Genomic DNA, 16860 nt, shown 5'->3' on the forward strand with positions numbered 1-16860 from the left:
CGGTGATGAATCTGTTTTTTTACTATGAGAGGAAAGTATTGGAATTATATAATTACAATCATACAAATAAATAGGAGAAAATACAATGTTTCAGTCGATTAGCGAACGTATTATGTATGTAATGTTGTCAAAGTTGTTAAAAAAATATCATTCGAAACATGACGTTTCGAATGATATTTTTTGTAGTGCTGCCAAAATGCCTATTAATACGGCATAATTTTGTCAACCGGCTTTGGCGTTTTAATTTTCGGTAAAATTTTATCGAGCGTTACAGTACGTTTAATTTCATGTGTCGATGGGTCGTTTTTGTCAAATTGCTCTAAAAATACCATCACTTCTTTGACGATTGGTGTCGGTGTTGATGCACCAGCTGTAACTGCTACTGTTTCGATATCCATGAGCCATTCGATTTTCAGCTCAGAAATGTCTGATACGCGGTAAGACGGTGTACCCGCAATTTCAACCGACACTTGCGTTAAGCGGTTTGAGTTATTTGATTTTGGATCGCCAACAACAATTAATAAGTCTGCTACACCTGCTTGCTCGGCAACAGCTTCTTGACGCACTTGTGTCGCTAAACAAATTTCTTTATGCACTTCAACATGTGGGAACTTTTCTTGGATGCTTTCCATTAAAAAGGCGACATCCCATTGTGACATCGTCGTTTGGTTCGTCACTAAAATTTTCTGCTCTGGTGCGAAGTTTAATGCTTCAATGTCATGCATCGACTGCACTAAATGCACTTTATCCGGTGCCACCCCAATTGCGCCTTCTGGTTCGGGGTGCCCTTTTTTGCCGATGTAAATAATTTCGTAATCTTCCTTCGTTTTTTCAGCAATGAGCGTATGTGTCACCGTTACGTCTGGACATGTTGCATCGATTGAAACGAGCCCTTTGCGACGCGCGATTTCACGAATTTCAGGTGAAACGCCGTGCGCTGTGTAAATGACCGTACCTGTTTCTACCTGCTCGATAATGTCTTTGCGGTTTTCACCGTCTAACGTAATGATGCCGTCTTGCTCAAATGCATCGGTAACGTGCTTATTGTGGACAATCATGCCTAAAATGTAAATAGGACGTGGTAATGTTTTATCTAATGCGGCATTTCGTGCGATAACCATTGCATCGACAACGCCGTAGCAGTAGCCTCGTGGATTAATTTTAATGACTTTCATATGTAAGCCCCTTTCAACTTGCAGTATATCTATTATAACGGACGCCGCAAATGAATACAAAGTTTCTCGCGCGTTTTGTTGAGAAAAGCAGTTTGCGGTGTCACGTCAAAAAATTTGTCGATTGTACGGCAAAGGAAGCGGTGCTAGTAGAAAAATGAAAACAACGGTGACATGTTCGTTGACTTATGAGCCCTTTCCGCGATAAGATTGTGTGATGTTCATCTTATTGCTCAACGTAGCGCAATAAGAATTATCAGGAGGTACGGAAAATTACATGAGTAAATATACAGATTATCAATTAAAGCCGTTTTTACAAGAAGCCATTGCGAAATTAGGTTTTGTTGAACCAACACCAATTCAAAGAGAGATCATTCCACTTGTGCTCAAAGGCAAAAGTGCAATCGGTCAAGCGCATACAGGTACAGGAAAAACGCACAGCTTCTTATTACCAATCGTGCAACGTCTACAAGAGGACAAGCAGGAAGTACAAGCTGTTATTACATCACCGACACGCGAGCTAGCACAGCAAATTTTTGATGCGTTAAATCAATTAATTGAAGGTACGGACATTCGCACGAAATTATTTATCGGTGGTACGGATAAGCAACGTTCAATTGAAAAATTAAAAGTACAGCCACATATCGTTGTCGGTACACCAGGTCGTATTAAAGACTTAGTAAAAGAAGGCGCGTTACTTGTACATACAGCGCCAATTTTAGTAGTCGACGAAGCGGACTTAGCGTTTGACATGGGCTTCATTGAAGACATCGACGGATTCGCAAGCCACATGCCAGAGAAGTTAGAAATGTTCGTATTCTCTGCAACGATTCCAGAAAAATTACAGCCATTCTTAAAAAAATATATGGACGCACCAGTGCATGTCCACATGAACGATAAGCGTCCAGTAGCAGAAAACATTGAGTTTTATTTACTGCCAGTGCGTTCAAAATCAAAAAACAAGCGCTTAATGGAAGTCATTGAATCGATCAACCCGTACTTAGCGGTCATTTTCTGTAACACGCGTAAAAATGCAGAAGCGGTTGCGCATTATTTAGGTGAGCAAGGGTTACGCGTTGGGCAAATTCACGGCGACTTAGCACCACGTGAACGCGCGCGTATGATGAAGCAAGTGCGCGACTTAGAATACCAATACATCGTAGCGACAGACTTAGCTGCTCGCGGTATTGATATTCAAGGTATTTCACACGTGATTAACTACGAAATTCCATCTGATTTAGAGTTTTTCATTCACCGCGTTGGTCGTACAGCACGTGCCGGTAATAAAGGGACAGCGATTACGTTATTTGAGCCATCTGATGAAGATGCATTAAACCGCGTAGAAAAAATGGGTATTCCGTTCCAGCATAAAGATTTAAAGAACGGCGAATGGATCGACTTAAAAGAGCGTCATGCCCGCGAAAACCGTAAAGGCGACCGTCAAGAAAACGAAATTGACGCAAAAGCAAAATCGATGGTACGTAAGCCGAAGAAAGTGAAACCAGGCTACAAACGTAACATGCGCTGGGAAATGGATAAAATTAAAAAGCGCGAGCGCCGCATTAAAAACCGCAGCACAGCGAAGACGAACAAGAAGAAATAGAAGCAGGTCTGCTGATACGCCACTTTTAGACAGTGGAATTGATTGTTTTCAGTAGCAAGACTGAAATGAAAGCTGCATTTTAGTGGCATGGAGCGTGTGCGAGGTCTAGGAACGCGAGCCGCACTACGCGAAATGCTAGTTGAATGGCTAATCAATACGCTTGGAATAGAAGTCTTTTAAGTGGCTGGACGCATTTTGCTTCCAGCCACAATCACTGTGTAGAAATTTATTTAGCTCTAGAAAAGCAGCTATATACAAGGTGATTGAAATTTAGAATGTAAACGAGGCTCGAAACAAGAGGCGGACTCCTGCGGGAAAAGCGTGAGCAGAGCCGACGAACAAAACGCTAAAATACATTCACCGTCTATATAATTCAAAGAAATACCTCAATCCAGTTAGATGGAACTTTAGAACGTAAAATGGAGGAATCACAATGTTACTTGGTTCACACGTTTCGATGAGCGGCAAAGGGATGCTGCTGTCATCTAGCCAAGAAGCGGCTTCATACGGTGCAAACACGTTTATGATCTACACAGGTGCACCGCAAAACACGCGCCGCAAGCCAATTAGCGAGCTCAACATTCCAGCAGGGCTTGTGCATATGCAGGAGCATGGAATGTCAAACGTCGTTGTGCATGCACCTTATATCATTAACTTAGCAAACACGACAAAGCCAGAAGTGTTCGAGCTAGGCGTTAGCTTCCTACAGCAAGAAATTGAGCGTACAGCGGCACTAGACGTATCACAAATTGTGCTGCATCCTGGTGCTCATGTCGGCGCTGGTGTAGACGTCGGCATCGCGCGCATTATCGAAGGCTTAAACGAAGTATTAACGCAAGATTATCCAGTGCAAATCGCCCTTGAGACGATGGCAGGAAAAGGCTCAGAAATCGGACGCAACTTTGAGGAGCTTGCCCGCATTTTTGATGGCGTAAAAAACAATGACCGTTTATCGGTTTGCTTTGACACATGTCACGTACATGATGCCGGCTACGATATCGTGAACGATTTTGACGGCGTATTAGACGAGTTCGACCGATTAATCGGTATCGACCGCCTAAAAGTGCTACACATTAACGACTCTAAAAACGTGCGCGGTGCTGCGAAAGACCGTCATGAAAACATCGGCTTTGGTGAAATTGGCTTTGATGCACTTTGTCACATCGTGCATCACGACAAGCTCATGCACGTGCCGAAAATTTTAGAAACGCCGTTCGTTGGCACGGATGCAAAAAACAAGCAAGCACCGTACGCAGTGGAAATCGATATGCTGCGTACGAAAACATTTACGCCAGAGCGTATCGACGCACTGCGCGGAGAATAACGAAAAGCGGTAGGGGAGCGAATCCTCTGCCGTTTTTGTTTTATGTATGTTTTGAATCAAGTATGTTGATACGCCTCTTGAATAGGCATTTCGCGTATTGCGGCTTGCGATGCTCCTGCGATTACTCGTCGCAGATAAATCTCATGGTGCTCGGCGGCGAACACGATGTTGGTCATGAAGGCGGTGCTACATGGACGTAGCGCCCACCGCCTTCCTCAAGCCTCCTCGTCCCACGCACGTGGAAAGCCTGCCTCGAAAGCGTAGCGCAACAAGTAGTGATATGCGCGCAAATTCTGACTATTTCTCATGCAAGCATTTGTACTTTACAAAGCACTGCATGTACAGTATATTATAGTGATGTTAAATCGTAATGATTTTGAATTAGAAGGAAGAGATGTAAACGTGCAAAACGTACAAATTGATATTCGAAATGTGTCGTTTCAATATGAATATACGAACGTATTAAATGATATTTCACTACAAGTACAGCAAGGAGATTTTTTAGCGCTGCTTGGACCAAACGGCTCTGGAAAATCGACGCTATTAAAATTAATTTTAGGGCTACTAAAGCCGATGAGCGGAGAGGTCAATTTGTTTGGCGAAAGCTGCGACAAGTTTAAAAAACGCGAATGGATCGGCTACGTGTCACAAAAATCCAATGCGTTTAACTCGGGATTTCCGGCGACGGTGCGTGAAGTGGTACGAAGCGGCTTAACGAAAAAGGTTGGGCTGTTTAAGCGATTGCCAAAGGATGCGAACGCGCGTGCAGAAGCGGCGTTAAAGCTTGTCGGTATGGAGCAGTTTATCGACCGCAATATCGGAGCGCTTTCCGGTGGGCAGCAGCAGCGCGTATTTATCGCACGAGCGCTTATTAGCGAGCCGAAGCTACTCATTTTAGATGAGCCGACTGTCGGCATTGACCATGAAAATGTGCAAGCATTTTACGATTTACTCGTGAAGCTAAATGAGGAGCAAGGCATTACGATGGTGCTCGTGACGCATGACGTGAATACAGTGTCTAACCGCATTTCACATGTCGCGTGCTTAAATCAAAAAATTCATTTCCACGGATTCCGCCGCGAGTTCGATACGTTACCGGAAGAAAAATTAAACGCATGGTACGGGCATGCAGTACGTAAAGTACATTAGGAGGACGCAATGATCGAAGCAATTTTTAATTATGAATTTTTACAAAATGCGTTTTTCTCTGGGCTCATTATCGGTGTTATTGCGCCGCTGCTCGGTGTGTTTATCGTCGTGCGTCGCCTGTCGCTTATTGCGGATGCATTGTCGCACGTCACGCTTGCGGGCATTGCGGGCAGTTTGTATTTAAGCCAAAGTGTGCCAGCTCTTGCGCTATTAAATCCGATTTATTTAGGTATCGTTGCGTCGGTGTCAGGCTCGATTTTAATTGAGCGTCTGCGCAGTTTATATAAGCATTACGAGGAGCTTGCCATTCCGATCATTATGTCGGGTGGGATCGGCTTAAGTGCGATTTTTATTTCGATGGCACAAGGGTTTAACCAAGATTTAATGAGCTATTTATTCGGCTCAGTGTCGGCTGTATCGCGCCAAGATTTATATGTCGTCATCGGTATTGCCGTAGTTGTCATTTTATTTTTATTTTTCATGTTTAAAGAATTATTTTTATTATCGTTTGATGATGAGTTCGCAAAAGCAAGTGGCATTCCGGCAAAATGGGTGCACTTAGCATTTATGATTGTGACGGCGCTCGTCATTGCGGCATCAATGCGCATCGTCGGCATTTTACTCGTGTCGTCGCTCATGACGTTACCGGTTGCGGCTGCTATGCGCGTTGCAAAAGGGTTCAAGCAGGCAATCATTTATGCGATCGTGTTCGGGGAGCTATCAGTCATTATCGGCTTAGTGTCGGCGTTTTATTTAAACTTAGCACCAGGTGGAACGATTGTTGTCACATCAATCGTCATTTTATTAGTTGTGATTTTTGGCAAAAAGATGTCGCTGCTTATGGCGTCGAAAGGGGTCAATTAACATGAATGTAGAACGTGCGTGGGAAATTTTAAAGGAAAACGGCTATAAGAAAACGGACAAGCGTGAAATTTTACTCAACATGTTTGCGGAGACGGAAAAGTATTTAACGGCGCGTGATTTACTGACGGTGCTAAAGCCGCAGTTTCCGGGCATGAGCTTCGATACGATTTATCGCAACTTAGCGACGTTCGTGGAGCTTGGCATTTTAGAGGAGACGGAATTATCAGGTGAGCGCAATTTCCGCATGCAATGTGAATCGGATCATCACCATCACCATTTCATTTGTATGGATTGTGGGCACATTAAAGAAGTGCACTTATGCCCGATGGATTTACTCGGCGAAAAGCTGCCAGGTTATGCGGTTGACAATCATAAGTTTGAAATTTACGGCAAATGTCCAAGCTGTATGGCATAATGGAAAGCGGTATGCAAATGCATGCCGCTTTTTCGCTTTTTCGTATATTGACATTGCCGACATTGCTCGCTATCATAAACAAAGGATTAATTGATATTGATTCTCATTGGATGTTTGGAAGTATATTTACATTACTTTATATAAGATGACACAACTGTCAAAAAGGTAATGACATGTATAGAGCAAAAGCTACTATACGATTGGAGGGAACGAAACATGAAAAAATGGTTACGAGCAGCAGCTGTTGGGGTCACAGTATTTTTAGCCGCTTGTTCGAGTGAAGTTGGTGTTGAAGAAGCACCACAAACACCGGCAGCATCAGGTGGAGAAGAGCGTGTTATCGCGGCGACGTCCGTTGTAGCACATATTGCGGACATGCTTGAAATGGATAACGTCATTGCGGTGCCAGAAACGTCGGTACCATTACCTGCGCGTTATGAGCAGCTACCGAAAATCGGCAATGCGATGAATCCAGATATGGAAATTATCGCGTCGATGCAGCCGACTGATGTCATTTCAGTAACGACGCTTGAAAACGATTTAAAGCCAATTTTTAAGGCGGCGAACGTTTCGGGTACGTTTATGAATTTACAAAATGTCGAAACGATGAAGGACGATATTTTAAAGCTTGGGAAAAAATACGACCGTCTTACGCAGGCGAAAAAAGTGACAGACGATTTGCAAGCACAAATTGACGAGGCAGCAAAAAATGTGCCAGTGAACGCGCCGAAGCCGAGAGTATTAATTTTACTCGGTGTACCAGGGTCGTATTTAGTCGCAACGAATAATTCGTACATCGGCAACATTGTGGAGCTTGCAGGCGGCGAAAATGTGATGGGGCAATTTGAGCAAGAATATTTAGCGTCGAACACGGAATATTTACATGAATCAAACCCAGATATTATTTTACGTTTAGCACACGGCATGCCAGAGGACGTTGTTGAAATGTTTGATGAAGAGTTTAAAACGAACGACATTTGGAAGCATTTCAATGCGGTGAAAAATGAGCGTGTGTATGACTTAGAGGAGCCGCTCTTTGCGACGACAGCCAACTTAGACGTAGCAGAAGCGGTCAATTACTTAATCGAATTATTTTATGAGGACTAGCCAATGAGAAAAATAGCGAGCTTTGTGATCGTCATTGTGGCGCTTTTTGCCGTAACGGTATACGCCGCAATGACAGGCAGTGTAAAGATGAATACGATTGATTTTATAACAGCATTTTTTAATTTTGAGGACGAAACGATGGCGGTGATTCGTGACTTGCGCTTCCCACGTATTATTGTCGCGATGTTTGCAGGGGCAGCGCTATCGGTGGCGGGGGTGCTGCTGCAATCGATTATGCGCAATCCGTTAGCAGACGCGGGGGTAATCGGAATTTCAGCCGGCTCTGCGTTTGTGACGACGTTCGTATTAACGATGATGCCAGCGCTGTTTATGTATGCGCCGCTTCTTGCGTTTTTAGGTGGCGCTGTCGCATGCTTCCTCGTCTTTTCGTTATCGTTTAAATCAGGGTTAAACCCGCTCAAAATTATTTTAGTCGGCATTGCGATTTCGGCGATGTTTACCGGGCTGCGCGAAGCATTTGTGACGCTTTGTGGCTACATGGGTGTCATGGTTGACGGTACAGTGTCGTCGAATTTATCGATGCGCACGTGGAGCGATGTGCAAATTATTACGCTTTACGGTATGATTGGGCTAATACTCGCCGTTACTTTAAGCAAATGGTGTAACTTGCTCGTACTACAAGATAAAACAGCAAAAAGCTTAGGGTTCAACGTTACGCGCGCTCGTGTCATCGTTGCGGCAGTTGCTGTATTATTAGCGGGCATTGCGACGGCAACAGCAGGCGTCATTTCATTCGTCGGGCTGCTCATTCCGCACATTGCACGCCGCTTAGTCGGGCATAACCATAAAGTGTTAATCCCATTTTCAGCGCTTGCAGGGGCATTGTTAATTTTAACTGCGGACACGCTCGGGCGTACGCTTCTTGCCCCGCAGGAAATTCCAGCTTCGACGATCATGGCGATTATCGGCGGACCATTTTTAATTTTCTTACTCAGAAGGGAGAAAAACTAATATGCAAATCGAACAAGTGGTGTTTTCGCATGATGGCAAAAACAATCAATTGTCCGGTGTTAGCGCCTCGATTCCTAAGGGGAAAATTACGACGATTATCGGTCCAAACGGCTGTGGCAAATCGACGCTCCTTAGTTTAATTTCGCGCAACAACAAGCCGATTACAGGCAGCGTACAGCTAGAGCAAAAGGACGTTCTCGATTATAAGCCGAAGCAATTTGCGAAAAAGCTCGCTATTGTGTATCAGCAAAACGACATTCCACCACAAATTACAGTCGAGCAGCTTGTCGGCTACGGTCGCCTGCCGCATCAAAGCTTTTTAAAGCGCGATGAGGAGGCCGATCGTGAGGCAGTTGAATGGGCGTTAACGTGCACGAACTTACTTGCAAAGCGAAATAGCGACGTATCGGCATTATCGGGTGGTGAGCGTCAGCGCGTATGGATTGCGATGGCACTGGCACAACGCTCAGAAATTTTATGCTTAGACGAGCCAACGACGTATTTAGATATTTATTATCAAATTGAGCTGCTTGAGCTAGTGAAGCAATTAAATGAAACGTACGGCTTAACGATTGTTATGGTGTTGCATGACATTAACCAAGCGCTTCAATATAGCGATGAAATTATTTTAATGAAGGCGACGAAGGTTGTCGCACAAGGCGCACCAGATGATGTCATTACAGAGCAAATGATGAAGGACGTTTACGATGTGCGCGTTCTATTTACAGAGCAGCCGTCGATCGGACGATATATGGTGCCGCTAAGCATTTAACAAAACGAGAGCAATGGACATGTTTCCAGCTCTCGTTTTTTGCATTTGAGAATAGTTTTGTATAACGTGTTAGACGGGAACGTATACAGCATAGAGAGGATGATGAGTATGTTGGAGTTTGTTCAAACGATGGATTTACCAGCGTTGTTATTATTTTTAGGCAATATTATATGCATTGTCGTCGTCGTGTTCATTGAGCGAAAGCATCCGAGCTCGGCGTGGGCGTGGATGTTCGTCTTAATTTTTTTGCCGGTCATTGGCTTTTTAACGTATGCATTGCTCGGACGACGACTGCGCAAAAAGCATTTGTATCGCTTTAGCGGCGGGCAGCATACAGGGCTGCTTCAGTTAATTGAGGAGCAAAAGGACGCATTGCAGCACGATGCGTTTACGTTTAAAGACGACGCGGCTGCGCAGCACAATAAATTGCTGTACATGCAGCTTGCGTATAACGGCGCGGTCATTACACAAAATAACGACGTGACGATTTTTACAGACGGGCGACAAAAATTTGAGCAGCTGCTGCGCGACTTGAAAAACGCGAAGCACCACATTCATATGCAATATTACATTTTTCGTCACGACGAGTTAGGGCAGCGCATTTTACAAGTGCTAGAGGAGAAGGCGAAAGAAGGAGTCGAAGTGCGTTTTTTATATGATGCGATTGGCTCAAACCGCTTATTTAAAAAGCATATGCATCCGTTAGCAGAAGCGGGCGGCTTATCTGAAGTGTTTTTCCCGTCTATTTTTCCGCTCATTAATCCGCGTTTAAACTTCCGCAATCACCGTAAAATTGTCGTTATCGATGGGGGCATTGGTTACGTCGGCGGCTTTAACGTCGGCAATGAATATTTAGGTGTTGAGGAAAAGTACGGCTACTGGCGCGATACGCATACACGCATTGAAGGAAGTGCAGTGCATGCGCTACAGACGCGATTTTTAGTCGATTGGAATATGGCATCAAAGGAGCATCGCGTAACGTATGATGATTGCTATTACCCGACGATTGAACGTGAAGGATCAACTGCAGTGCAAATTGTGTCGAGCGGCCCAGATGATGAGCATGATGCGCTCAAATATAGCTACGTGAAAATGATTGTTTCAGCAAAGCGTTACGTTTACATTCAGTCGCCGTATTTCGTGCCAGATGAAACGGTGTTTGAGGCCGTTCGTATGGCGAGCTTATGCGGTGTAGAAGTGCGCTTAATGATTCCTGCTGTGCCGGATCATAAAATTGTGTACGCCGCGACGATGAGCTATATGGAAGATTTATTAAAAGCGGGAGTGCATATCGACTTATATGATGGCGGCTTTATGCATGCGAAAACGATCGTTATTGATGATGAAGTGGCAACGTGTGGCACGACGAATTTTGACGTGCGCAGCTTTAAGCTTAACTTTGAAGTGAATGCTTTTTTATTTGATACTGAAAAAGCGATCGACATGCGCCGTATTTATGAGCGTGATTTACAAGTGAGCAAGCCGTTGACGATGGAAGCGTACAAAAAACGCTCATTCCGCAAGCGTACGCAAGAGTCACTCGCGCGGTTAATTTCGCCGATTTTATAAAAAGAGCTGCTTGCCTTTTGTCAATGCTTGCAATGAATCGTTTTGACAATTCACGATGAAAAATGACTGTTTTGTCACCGTTCATCGCGCCCTCTATATGACAGTTTGTCGAAAAGGCATACACATTCCGCAAAAGTCATGTTACAATAATAAAAAGTTTTTGTTGATTTTACTAAGGGGGCGAACTTTATGATGACCGCGGATAAATTACGATACTCTGTAGAAGAGCTTGCGGCGTGTTATGGAAAATGTTTAGCGCAGCTTAGTGCCACAGCATGTATAGAAGACATTGATGCGATATGCACGTGTATCGAGTGGCCACAAGATGAATTTGACTTTTCTTACCCGAAGTTAGAAACAGGTTTCGATGCATTTGACATCGATTTTAATTTAACATTTTATCAACAACTTTAATTTGTAAAAGGTGGATGAAGTATGAATCAAGTAGAGCAATATTTTTTTAATGGACAATTCCGCGCATGTTATAATGCGATCACAGATGAAATGACACATGCAGCGCAATATAAAAAATTACTTGAGGATTATGATATTCATCTTTTGCCTACATATGCAGATGGACATCATACAGTCGAACGCCCCGACGAAACGTATCCGCAAATGGATGCGTACGCAGCACTGAAAAAAATTGACGATGAGGAAGCATTCCAGCAAGCAATTGCCAAGCTAGAGAAAGCATCAAAGGAAGGTACAGACGAACAAAAGGCACAGTCGTTTTTCACACAAGGTATGCTCTTTTTAAATGCGCATCATTATAACGAAAGTGCACATTGCTTCATGCAGGCAGTGAAGCACAATCCAAATGATGCGGTTTATTGGGGCATTGCTGGACAAACGATGAGTCGCTTCGGCTGGACACCGTTTGAATCGCTTAGCTACATTGAAGGGGCTCTTGATTTAGACCCACACAATCCGCGTTGGCTATGGAATAAATCACTCGTGCTCACACAGCTGTATAAAGATTTACAGCAGCAAGCGTTTTTAGAAAATGCGCTCGTAGCACTTGATGACGCACAGCAATATTGCCGCGAAGAGCAAACGTCGCTACGTGCAGCACTTGTCAATACAGTTGAAAATATGCGTGAGTATGTATTTCAATAAAAAGATAGACGTGTAAAAGGTGTACAAATGTCAAATTTGACATTTGTACACCTTTTTTTATGAGGAACGATCGCGTGCATGATATGATAAATAAGATTGCATATAAACAACGCATCATGAACAAAACTATTAAAGGAAGTGCACATCGTTATGACGAACCAACAAGTCGTGAACAAAATGATCGAAGCGACATTATTTCAACTGACATCAAACGTCAACGTCGCCCAATTTGAGGACGTGATTCAAAAAAACTTGCACGATAAACAAGCACAAACGACATCGACGACACAGTTTTTCGATGCGCTTATGTTAAACATCGTTTACTTTTTAGAAAATAAGCAGCTATGGGAACAGCAAATGGAGGCGATGCTAACGGGTAAACAAACGCTAGCAGTAGACGTGTTTGAGCAGGAAGTGTTAAGTGCACAAATGCATATTCGCGAAAAAATACACGCTCAGCAAGCTGCTTACGTCGAGCAGTTCCATCCGCAATACGACAACCCAGAATTTACCGAGGAGTCGGTGCGCTACGAATATGCGTTTGAATCATTAGCGCATTCACTGCGAGCGGATTTTACGAGCGTTTTCGTGCGCAAATTTGCGAATTCACCAGCGCTCCTTCACATCGATGTAGCCGAAACGATTCGCATTATGAATGGCACGATCGAATACTATGTAAGCAATATCGTGAACGGCATGAGCTTCCGTTAACGTATCGTCACACACGAACAAATATGCTAAAATAGCAGTAATCTGTGAAGTAGAAGGGAAGAACAACATGCAATCACCATACGATTTTAAACATATCGCACCAACATATGCGAATGAAAAGCAGCCAGCCATCTTTTTATTACACGGCATGGGCAGCAACGAGGACGACTTATTTCAGCTAACGACAGCTGTAGACGGCGCATGCCACATTTTTAGCTTGCGTGGACCAATTAGCGCAACACCAGGCTATGCGTTTTATTTAGAGCAAGAGGGCGAGCCGGTACGTCAAGTGTTTGACCAAGTGTTAATGCATACGCAAAAATTTATTTTTGAAGCGATTCAAGAATACGATTTAGATTTAGAGAGCATTTATGTAATGGGCTTCAATCAAGGAGCAGTGCTTGCACAAAGCTTAGCGTTAACGATGGGCAATACGCTAGCAGGCATCGTCGCATTAAGCGGCTTTTTACCGAAGTTCGTTGAGGAGGAATACGCAAAGCGCGATGTGGATCGCATGAACGTATTCATGTCACACGGTACGTACGATTACGTCGTGCCATTTGAATGGGCAGAGCATGCGAAAGAAGTATTTGAAGAGCGCGGCGCAAACGTATCGTTCTTCTCATACGAAGATGGACACGGTGTTACACCGCAAAACCTTGAAGACTTATCGGCATTTTTAAAAGCGCAATTATTACATTAATAAAGGGGCGAATACGGTGAAGAAATGGTTTATAGGGGTTGCTGCGGCTGCGGTCGTGTTAAGCAGCTGTGGTACGGCAGAAGAAAGCATTTCGTATACGAACGGTGACGAATTTACACACGAGATGGAAGGTGTAAACGTGCTGCTTAGCCGTTACAGCGTTGAATCGTTAACGGACGTAACGGAGGAGTACGAGCAACTTGGTTTTGCAGTAGGTGATATTATGATGAGTGCAGTGCTTACTGTACAAAATAATACAGCAGCACCGATTTACTATTCACCAAGCTTCCCTTTATTAATAGGCAATGAGCAGCTAATGAGCGCGAACTTATCGGTCGATAGCGTCATGATTGAGCCGGGAGAAGCGGCGGCATTTAATGAAATGTATCGCATTCCAGACGCATTGTATGAGGCAGAGCAAACGGCAACGATGCAAGTGCCAGCAGCATTTAAACTACCAAACTCGACATCTTCAGGCGATGCGCTCGGCGATTTTGGCGAATGGACGCTGCCAATCAAGTAAACGATGTGTGACAAATGTGCAAATTTGCCACTGCGATAATACGTTTTAGCAAAACTTGCTGAAACATAAAATATGTTACACAAAAATTCGGTGAATATGCTAAAATAAACATGCATACATACAAGGAGGGTTATTTCATGGCTAAGAAAATTAACATGGGTAAAATTACTGAGTCACGTCTGGAAGAAGGCTTAACAGTTCGTAACAACTTAGTAATCGAAACGTTAGTACAAGTATTAGACGAGCAACTAGTAGTTGAGCGCCACATTTTACAAGAGCGTTTAAGCAACTTAGTAGACTTATCGAAGTACGATGAAGAGTTAAAAGATACAGTTCGTGCTTTAATCATGAAAATGTAGTCGCAATAAAGTGAGCTCCTAAGCAATTTTGCTTAGGAGCTCGTTTTATTTAAGCAGCATATAAAGAATTAAAAACGCTGCGCTATATAGTAGCAAAAATAGCACATGCCATTTGCGGTACATATGTAGCAAGCCAATATACTCGCGAGCGAATGCGTTTGGCACGTAATAAAATGCAGTCGTTGCCGCAACGCCTTTTGCATGTAGCCCAACTTGCTTCGCATAAATACTTGCGCGCAGCACATGAAAGTCATTCGTAACAACTGCCCCTTTACCGAGTGTATTACCGAGCAGCTCGTGCAAAATGCGCTTTGAAAACGTTAAATTTTCATACGTTGTCGTCGATTTGTCCTCGGTCACAATTTGGTCGTCACGTAGCCCGTGTTTATCCATTACATATTTTTTCATTGCAAACGCTTCAGATACGAGCTCGTCGCTTCCTTGTCCACCAGATGTAATGAATATTGGTCGTTCGTCGTAGCGTTTAAATAGCTTTACAGCGCGGTCTAAGCGGCTTGCAAGAAGCGGTGGTACGCGGTCACCGATTAAGCCGGAGCCGAGCACGATAATGTATTGTGGTCGTCCAACGAGGGGCGTCATATTGTACAGCACCGCATACATCGCAAGCACGATAAAGAAAAATAAAAAATAGCCTAAAATCGTGACGATGTATATGTACAAAATAGAATTTGCGACCGTTAACGATTGTTGGAACGTCATCCATAAAAAGTAGACGGAATAGCCGATGACAAATAGTAGCGTACATGCCAGTGCCGCTAAAAATAAATTACGAACGCGCTTTCCTTCTCGCTGCATTAAATCTTTACTGTTGAGTAGCATGAGCATCGCAAGCGCAAATAACGACAACGGAATAGCTGCGACGATGAAGTAAATATAAAACTCACTAACGACGTAATAATCGTCTACTTGATATGTGAAAAAGTCGAGCTGGTACGCAAAAAAGACGAGCAATGTCTCGACGATGAGCAAGCCGAATAAAAACACCGTAATCATGCGGCGCGGCTCACGAATGTAAAAGAGCAAAAATAAAATAAATAAAAATAATGAAAGTCCCATACAAGCCTCCTTTTTCTTTAGTGTATAGGCAAATGAAAAAGCACGCCACAAAAAAGATATGGCGTGCGGTTATGTCGTATGTAGTGATCAAATATACGTGTCGTGAGTATTCGTTACAATTTTGAAATGGATACCGTTAATTTCACTGCTAATTTCGTGGCGAATATCATCTAAATTAATAATATCTTCCCCATTTGATGCAGCTTTTAATAGACGGCTCAATAACGCTGTGAAAGCAACGCGGAATAACTCGCGCATTTGATCGAAATCTAAGCTACGGAAGCTGCTGTCGATATCGAATGCTTCAAGAGAATTTAATTTTTTTGATGCGCCTGCAAAACGATCGTCATACACGGTATACGTTTCGTCTGTAATTGCAATAATATGCAATACTTCATTTGTTGCTGTTGTTAGTTCGATGCTTGAACGGACCTTTTTGACATCTTTAATAATGTGAATGCCGTCTTTATGACAAATTTTAAACAAATACATAAGCCACCCATCCTTTAGTATATAGAGTGAAGGCAATTGCCGACAGTATTATATCGGAATAAAGTGGCTCACAATTTACAGTATTGCGTAAAAAATTATTGTTTATTGCTCATATATTCTGCCATCGCTTTTTGGATGAATTCAGCAACCGTTGCAAATGACGAGTTTTCATTGACGAATTGGTCTGCTTCTTCTGTACGAATGCCTTGTACGAAGCCTAAAATGTCTTGTACAGAGAAGCCGCTTTTAGCGATAAATTCTTCAACCGATTGGAAGTCTGTGAACTTTTGGAAAAATTCATTGCTTAAAATGTCTTGGATCGGGAAGTTTTTCAGCGCCTCGCTATTGAATAAGTCCGCAACATTTTGAATGTCGCCTAAGTTTTTTAATAAATCATTGAACATGTGTAACATCCTTTCGTCTATAACGTTACGTGTATCATACCGAACAACGCGCTTCACTGACAAGTAATTCGGCTATTTCTTTTTGCGGGTAATTTGAAAAAAATAGGTTACGTTTAAACGAACGTGGGTAGTAAATAATTACGACACTTGCTTTGTCAGCAAAAACATTCGAGAGGGGTTTTGCGTATGCGTACATTGCGTGTATTAACAGACGAAACACTTGATCAGCTTGGTAATTATTTTACTCATTATCACATTTACGAAAAGTATGGCTTAACATTTGAAATTTTTTTAGATCGTTGGGCAAGAGGTATTTTGAATATTTAAATGTGTGACGATAAACAGCTGACAAAGCATGCACTACATAAGTAGCATGTGCGAAATTCTCGAACATTATTCAATGATAAACGGCTATCCGATATTTCGGGTAGTTTTTTTGATGAAATAAATGTTTTTAGTAGAAAAAAGTTGTTTTAATGCGTTGTTTTTTGAAAATATAGTACAATGAATATACGCAACAAACAG

General features: G+C 43.0%; 20 protein-coding genes. 16 read left to right on the plus strand and 4 right to left on the minus strand.

Annotated elements, in window-relative coordinates; genetic code table 11:
- Positions 1-203: 203 nt before the first annotated feature.
- Entirely contained in the window at positions 204-1175 is a 972-nt protein-coding gene (locus tag A6K76_RS09490; RefSeq protein ID WP_066464468.1) for a 4-hydroxy-3-methylbut-2-enyl diphosphate reductase, read from the minus strand.
- 274 nt (positions 1176-1449) lie between these two features.
- On the opposite strand from A6K76_RS09490, the gene A6K76_RS09495 reads away from it, so the two are divergent.
- The 15 genes from A6K76_RS09495 to A6K76_RS09565 all read left to right on the plus strand — a co-directional run bounded on the left by A6K76_RS09495 (position 1450) and on the right by A6K76_RS09565 (position 14362).
- Complete coding sequence (locus A6K76_RS09495; protein ID WP_066464469.1) at positions 1450-2775, plus strand: DEAD/DEAH box helicase; 1326 nt, start codon at positions 1450-1452, stop codon at positions 2773-2775.
- A gap of 433 nt (positions 2776-3208) precedes the next feature.
- Positions 3209-4099 (plus strand): deoxyribonuclease IV, encoded by an 891-nt coding sequence (locus tag A6K76_RS09500; RefSeq protein WP_066464471.1) that lies wholly within the window; start codon positions 3209-3211, stop codon positions 4097-4099.
- Between the two features lie 402 nt (positions 4100-4501).
- Positions 4502-5248, plus strand: coding sequence for a metal ABC transporter ATP-binding protein (locus A6K76_RS09505; protein ID WP_066464572.1), 747 nt, complete (start codon positions 4502-4504; stop codon positions 5246-5248).
- Positions 5249-5257: 9 nt separating this feature from the next.
- A complete protein-coding gene (locus tag A6K76_RS09510) occupies positions 5258-6112 on the plus strand; it encodes a metal ABC transporter permease (RefSeq protein WP_066464473.1) in 855 nt (284 codons plus the stop codon).
- A 1-nt stretch (position 6113) separates the two neighbouring features.
- Entirely contained in the window at positions 6114-6527 is a 414-nt protein-coding gene (locus A6K76_RS09515) for a Fur family transcriptional regulator (RefSeq protein ID WP_066464474.1), read from the plus strand.
- A gap of 216 nt (positions 6528-6743) precedes the next feature.
- The gene (isdE, locus tag A6K76_RS09520) at positions 6744-7634 is read left to right on the plus strand and encodes a heme ABC transporter substrate-binding protein IsdE (protein WP_066464475.1); all 891 of its coding nucleotides are present in this window, start codon (positions 6744-6746) and stop codon (positions 7632-7634) included.
- Positions 7635-7637: 3 nt separating this feature from the next.
- On the plus strand, positions 7638-8606 hold the full coding sequence (locus A6K76_RS09525; protein ID WP_066464476.1) for a FecCD family ABC transporter permease: 969 nt from the start codon (positions 7638-7640) through the stop codon (positions 8604-8606).
- Between the two features lies 1 nt (position 8607).
- Positions 8608-9378, plus strand: coding sequence for an ABC transporter ATP-binding protein (locus A6K76_RS09530; RefSeq protein WP_066464477.1), 771 nt, complete (start codon positions 8608-8610; stop codon positions 9376-9378).
- A gap of 108 nt (positions 9379-9486) precedes the next feature.
- Positions 9487-10947, plus strand: a complete 1461-nt coding sequence (cls, locus tag A6K76_RS09535) for a cardiolipin synthase (protein WP_342669497.1) — start codon at positions 9487-9489, stop codon at positions 10945-10947.
- A 189-nt stretch (positions 10948-11136) separates the two neighbouring features.
- The gene (locus A6K76_RS09540; protein WP_066464481.1) at positions 11137-11361 is read left to right on the plus strand and encodes a hypothetical protein; all 225 of its coding nucleotides are present in this window, start codon (positions 11137-11139) and stop codon (positions 11359-11361) included.
- Between the two features lie 21 nt (positions 11362-11382).
- A complete protein-coding gene (locus A6K76_RS09545; protein WP_066464483.1) occupies positions 11383-12066 on the plus strand; it encodes a tetratricopeptide repeat protein in 684 nt (227 codons plus the stop codon).
- Between the two features lie 150 nt (positions 12067-12216).
- Positions 12217-12777: a hypothetical protein gene (locus A6K76_RS09550; RefSeq protein ID WP_066464484.1), complete on the plus strand. Its 561-nt coding sequence runs from the start codon at positions 12217-12219 to the stop codon at positions 12775-12777.
- A gap of 67 nt (positions 12778-12844) precedes the next feature.
- Positions 12845-13480, plus strand: coding sequence for an alpha/beta hydrolase (locus A6K76_RS09555; RefSeq protein WP_066464485.1), 636 nt, complete (start codon positions 12845-12847; stop codon positions 13478-13480).
- A 16-nt stretch (positions 13481-13496) separates the two neighbouring features.
- Positions 13497-14003: a hypothetical protein gene (locus tag A6K76_RS09560; protein WP_066464487.1), complete on the plus strand. Its 507-nt coding sequence runs from the start codon at positions 13497-13499 to the stop codon at positions 14001-14003.
- 137 nt (positions 14004-14140) lie between these two features.
- Positions 14141-14362, plus strand: coding sequence for a phosphate-starvation-inducible protein PsiE (locus tag A6K76_RS09565; protein ID WP_066464489.1), 222 nt, complete (start codon positions 14141-14143; stop codon positions 14360-14362).
- A 45-nt stretch (positions 14363-14407) separates the two neighbouring features.
- Here A6K76_RS09565 and A6K76_RS09570 read toward each other — a convergent pair whose 3' ends face one another.
- The 3 genes from A6K76_RS09570 to A6K76_RS09580 all read right to left on the minus strand — a co-directional run bounded on the left by A6K76_RS09570 (position 14408) and on the right by A6K76_RS09580 (position 16335).
- Positions 14408-15439: a YdcF family protein gene (locus tag A6K76_RS09570; RefSeq protein WP_066464491.1), complete on the minus strand. Its 1032-nt coding sequence runs from the start codon at positions 15437-15439 to the stop codon at positions 14408-14410.
- An 87-nt stretch (positions 15440-15526) separates the two neighbouring features.
- A complete protein-coding gene (locus tag A6K76_RS09575) occupies positions 15527-15931 on the minus strand; it encodes a hypothetical protein (protein WP_066464493.1) in 405 nt (134 codons plus the stop codon).
- A gap of 95 nt (positions 15932-16026) precedes the next feature.
- Positions 16027-16335, minus strand: a complete 309-nt coding sequence (locus A6K76_RS09580; RefSeq protein ID WP_066464494.1) for a hypothetical protein — start codon at positions 16333-16335, stop codon at positions 16027-16029.
- A gap of 186 nt (positions 16336-16521) precedes the next feature.
- Here A6K76_RS09580 and A6K76_RS16780 point away from each other — a divergent pair, with 186 nt between their 5' ends.
- Positions 16522-16662: a hypothetical protein gene (locus A6K76_RS16780; protein ID WP_169818005.1), complete on the plus strand. Its 141-nt coding sequence runs from the start codon at positions 16522-16524 to the stop codon at positions 16660-16662.
- Positions 16663-16860: the final 198 nt, after the last annotated feature.

This window comes from Caryophanon latum, assembly GCF_001700325.1.
GTDB lineage: Bacteria > Bacillota > Bacilli > Bacillales_A > Planococcaceae > Caryophanon > Caryophanon latum.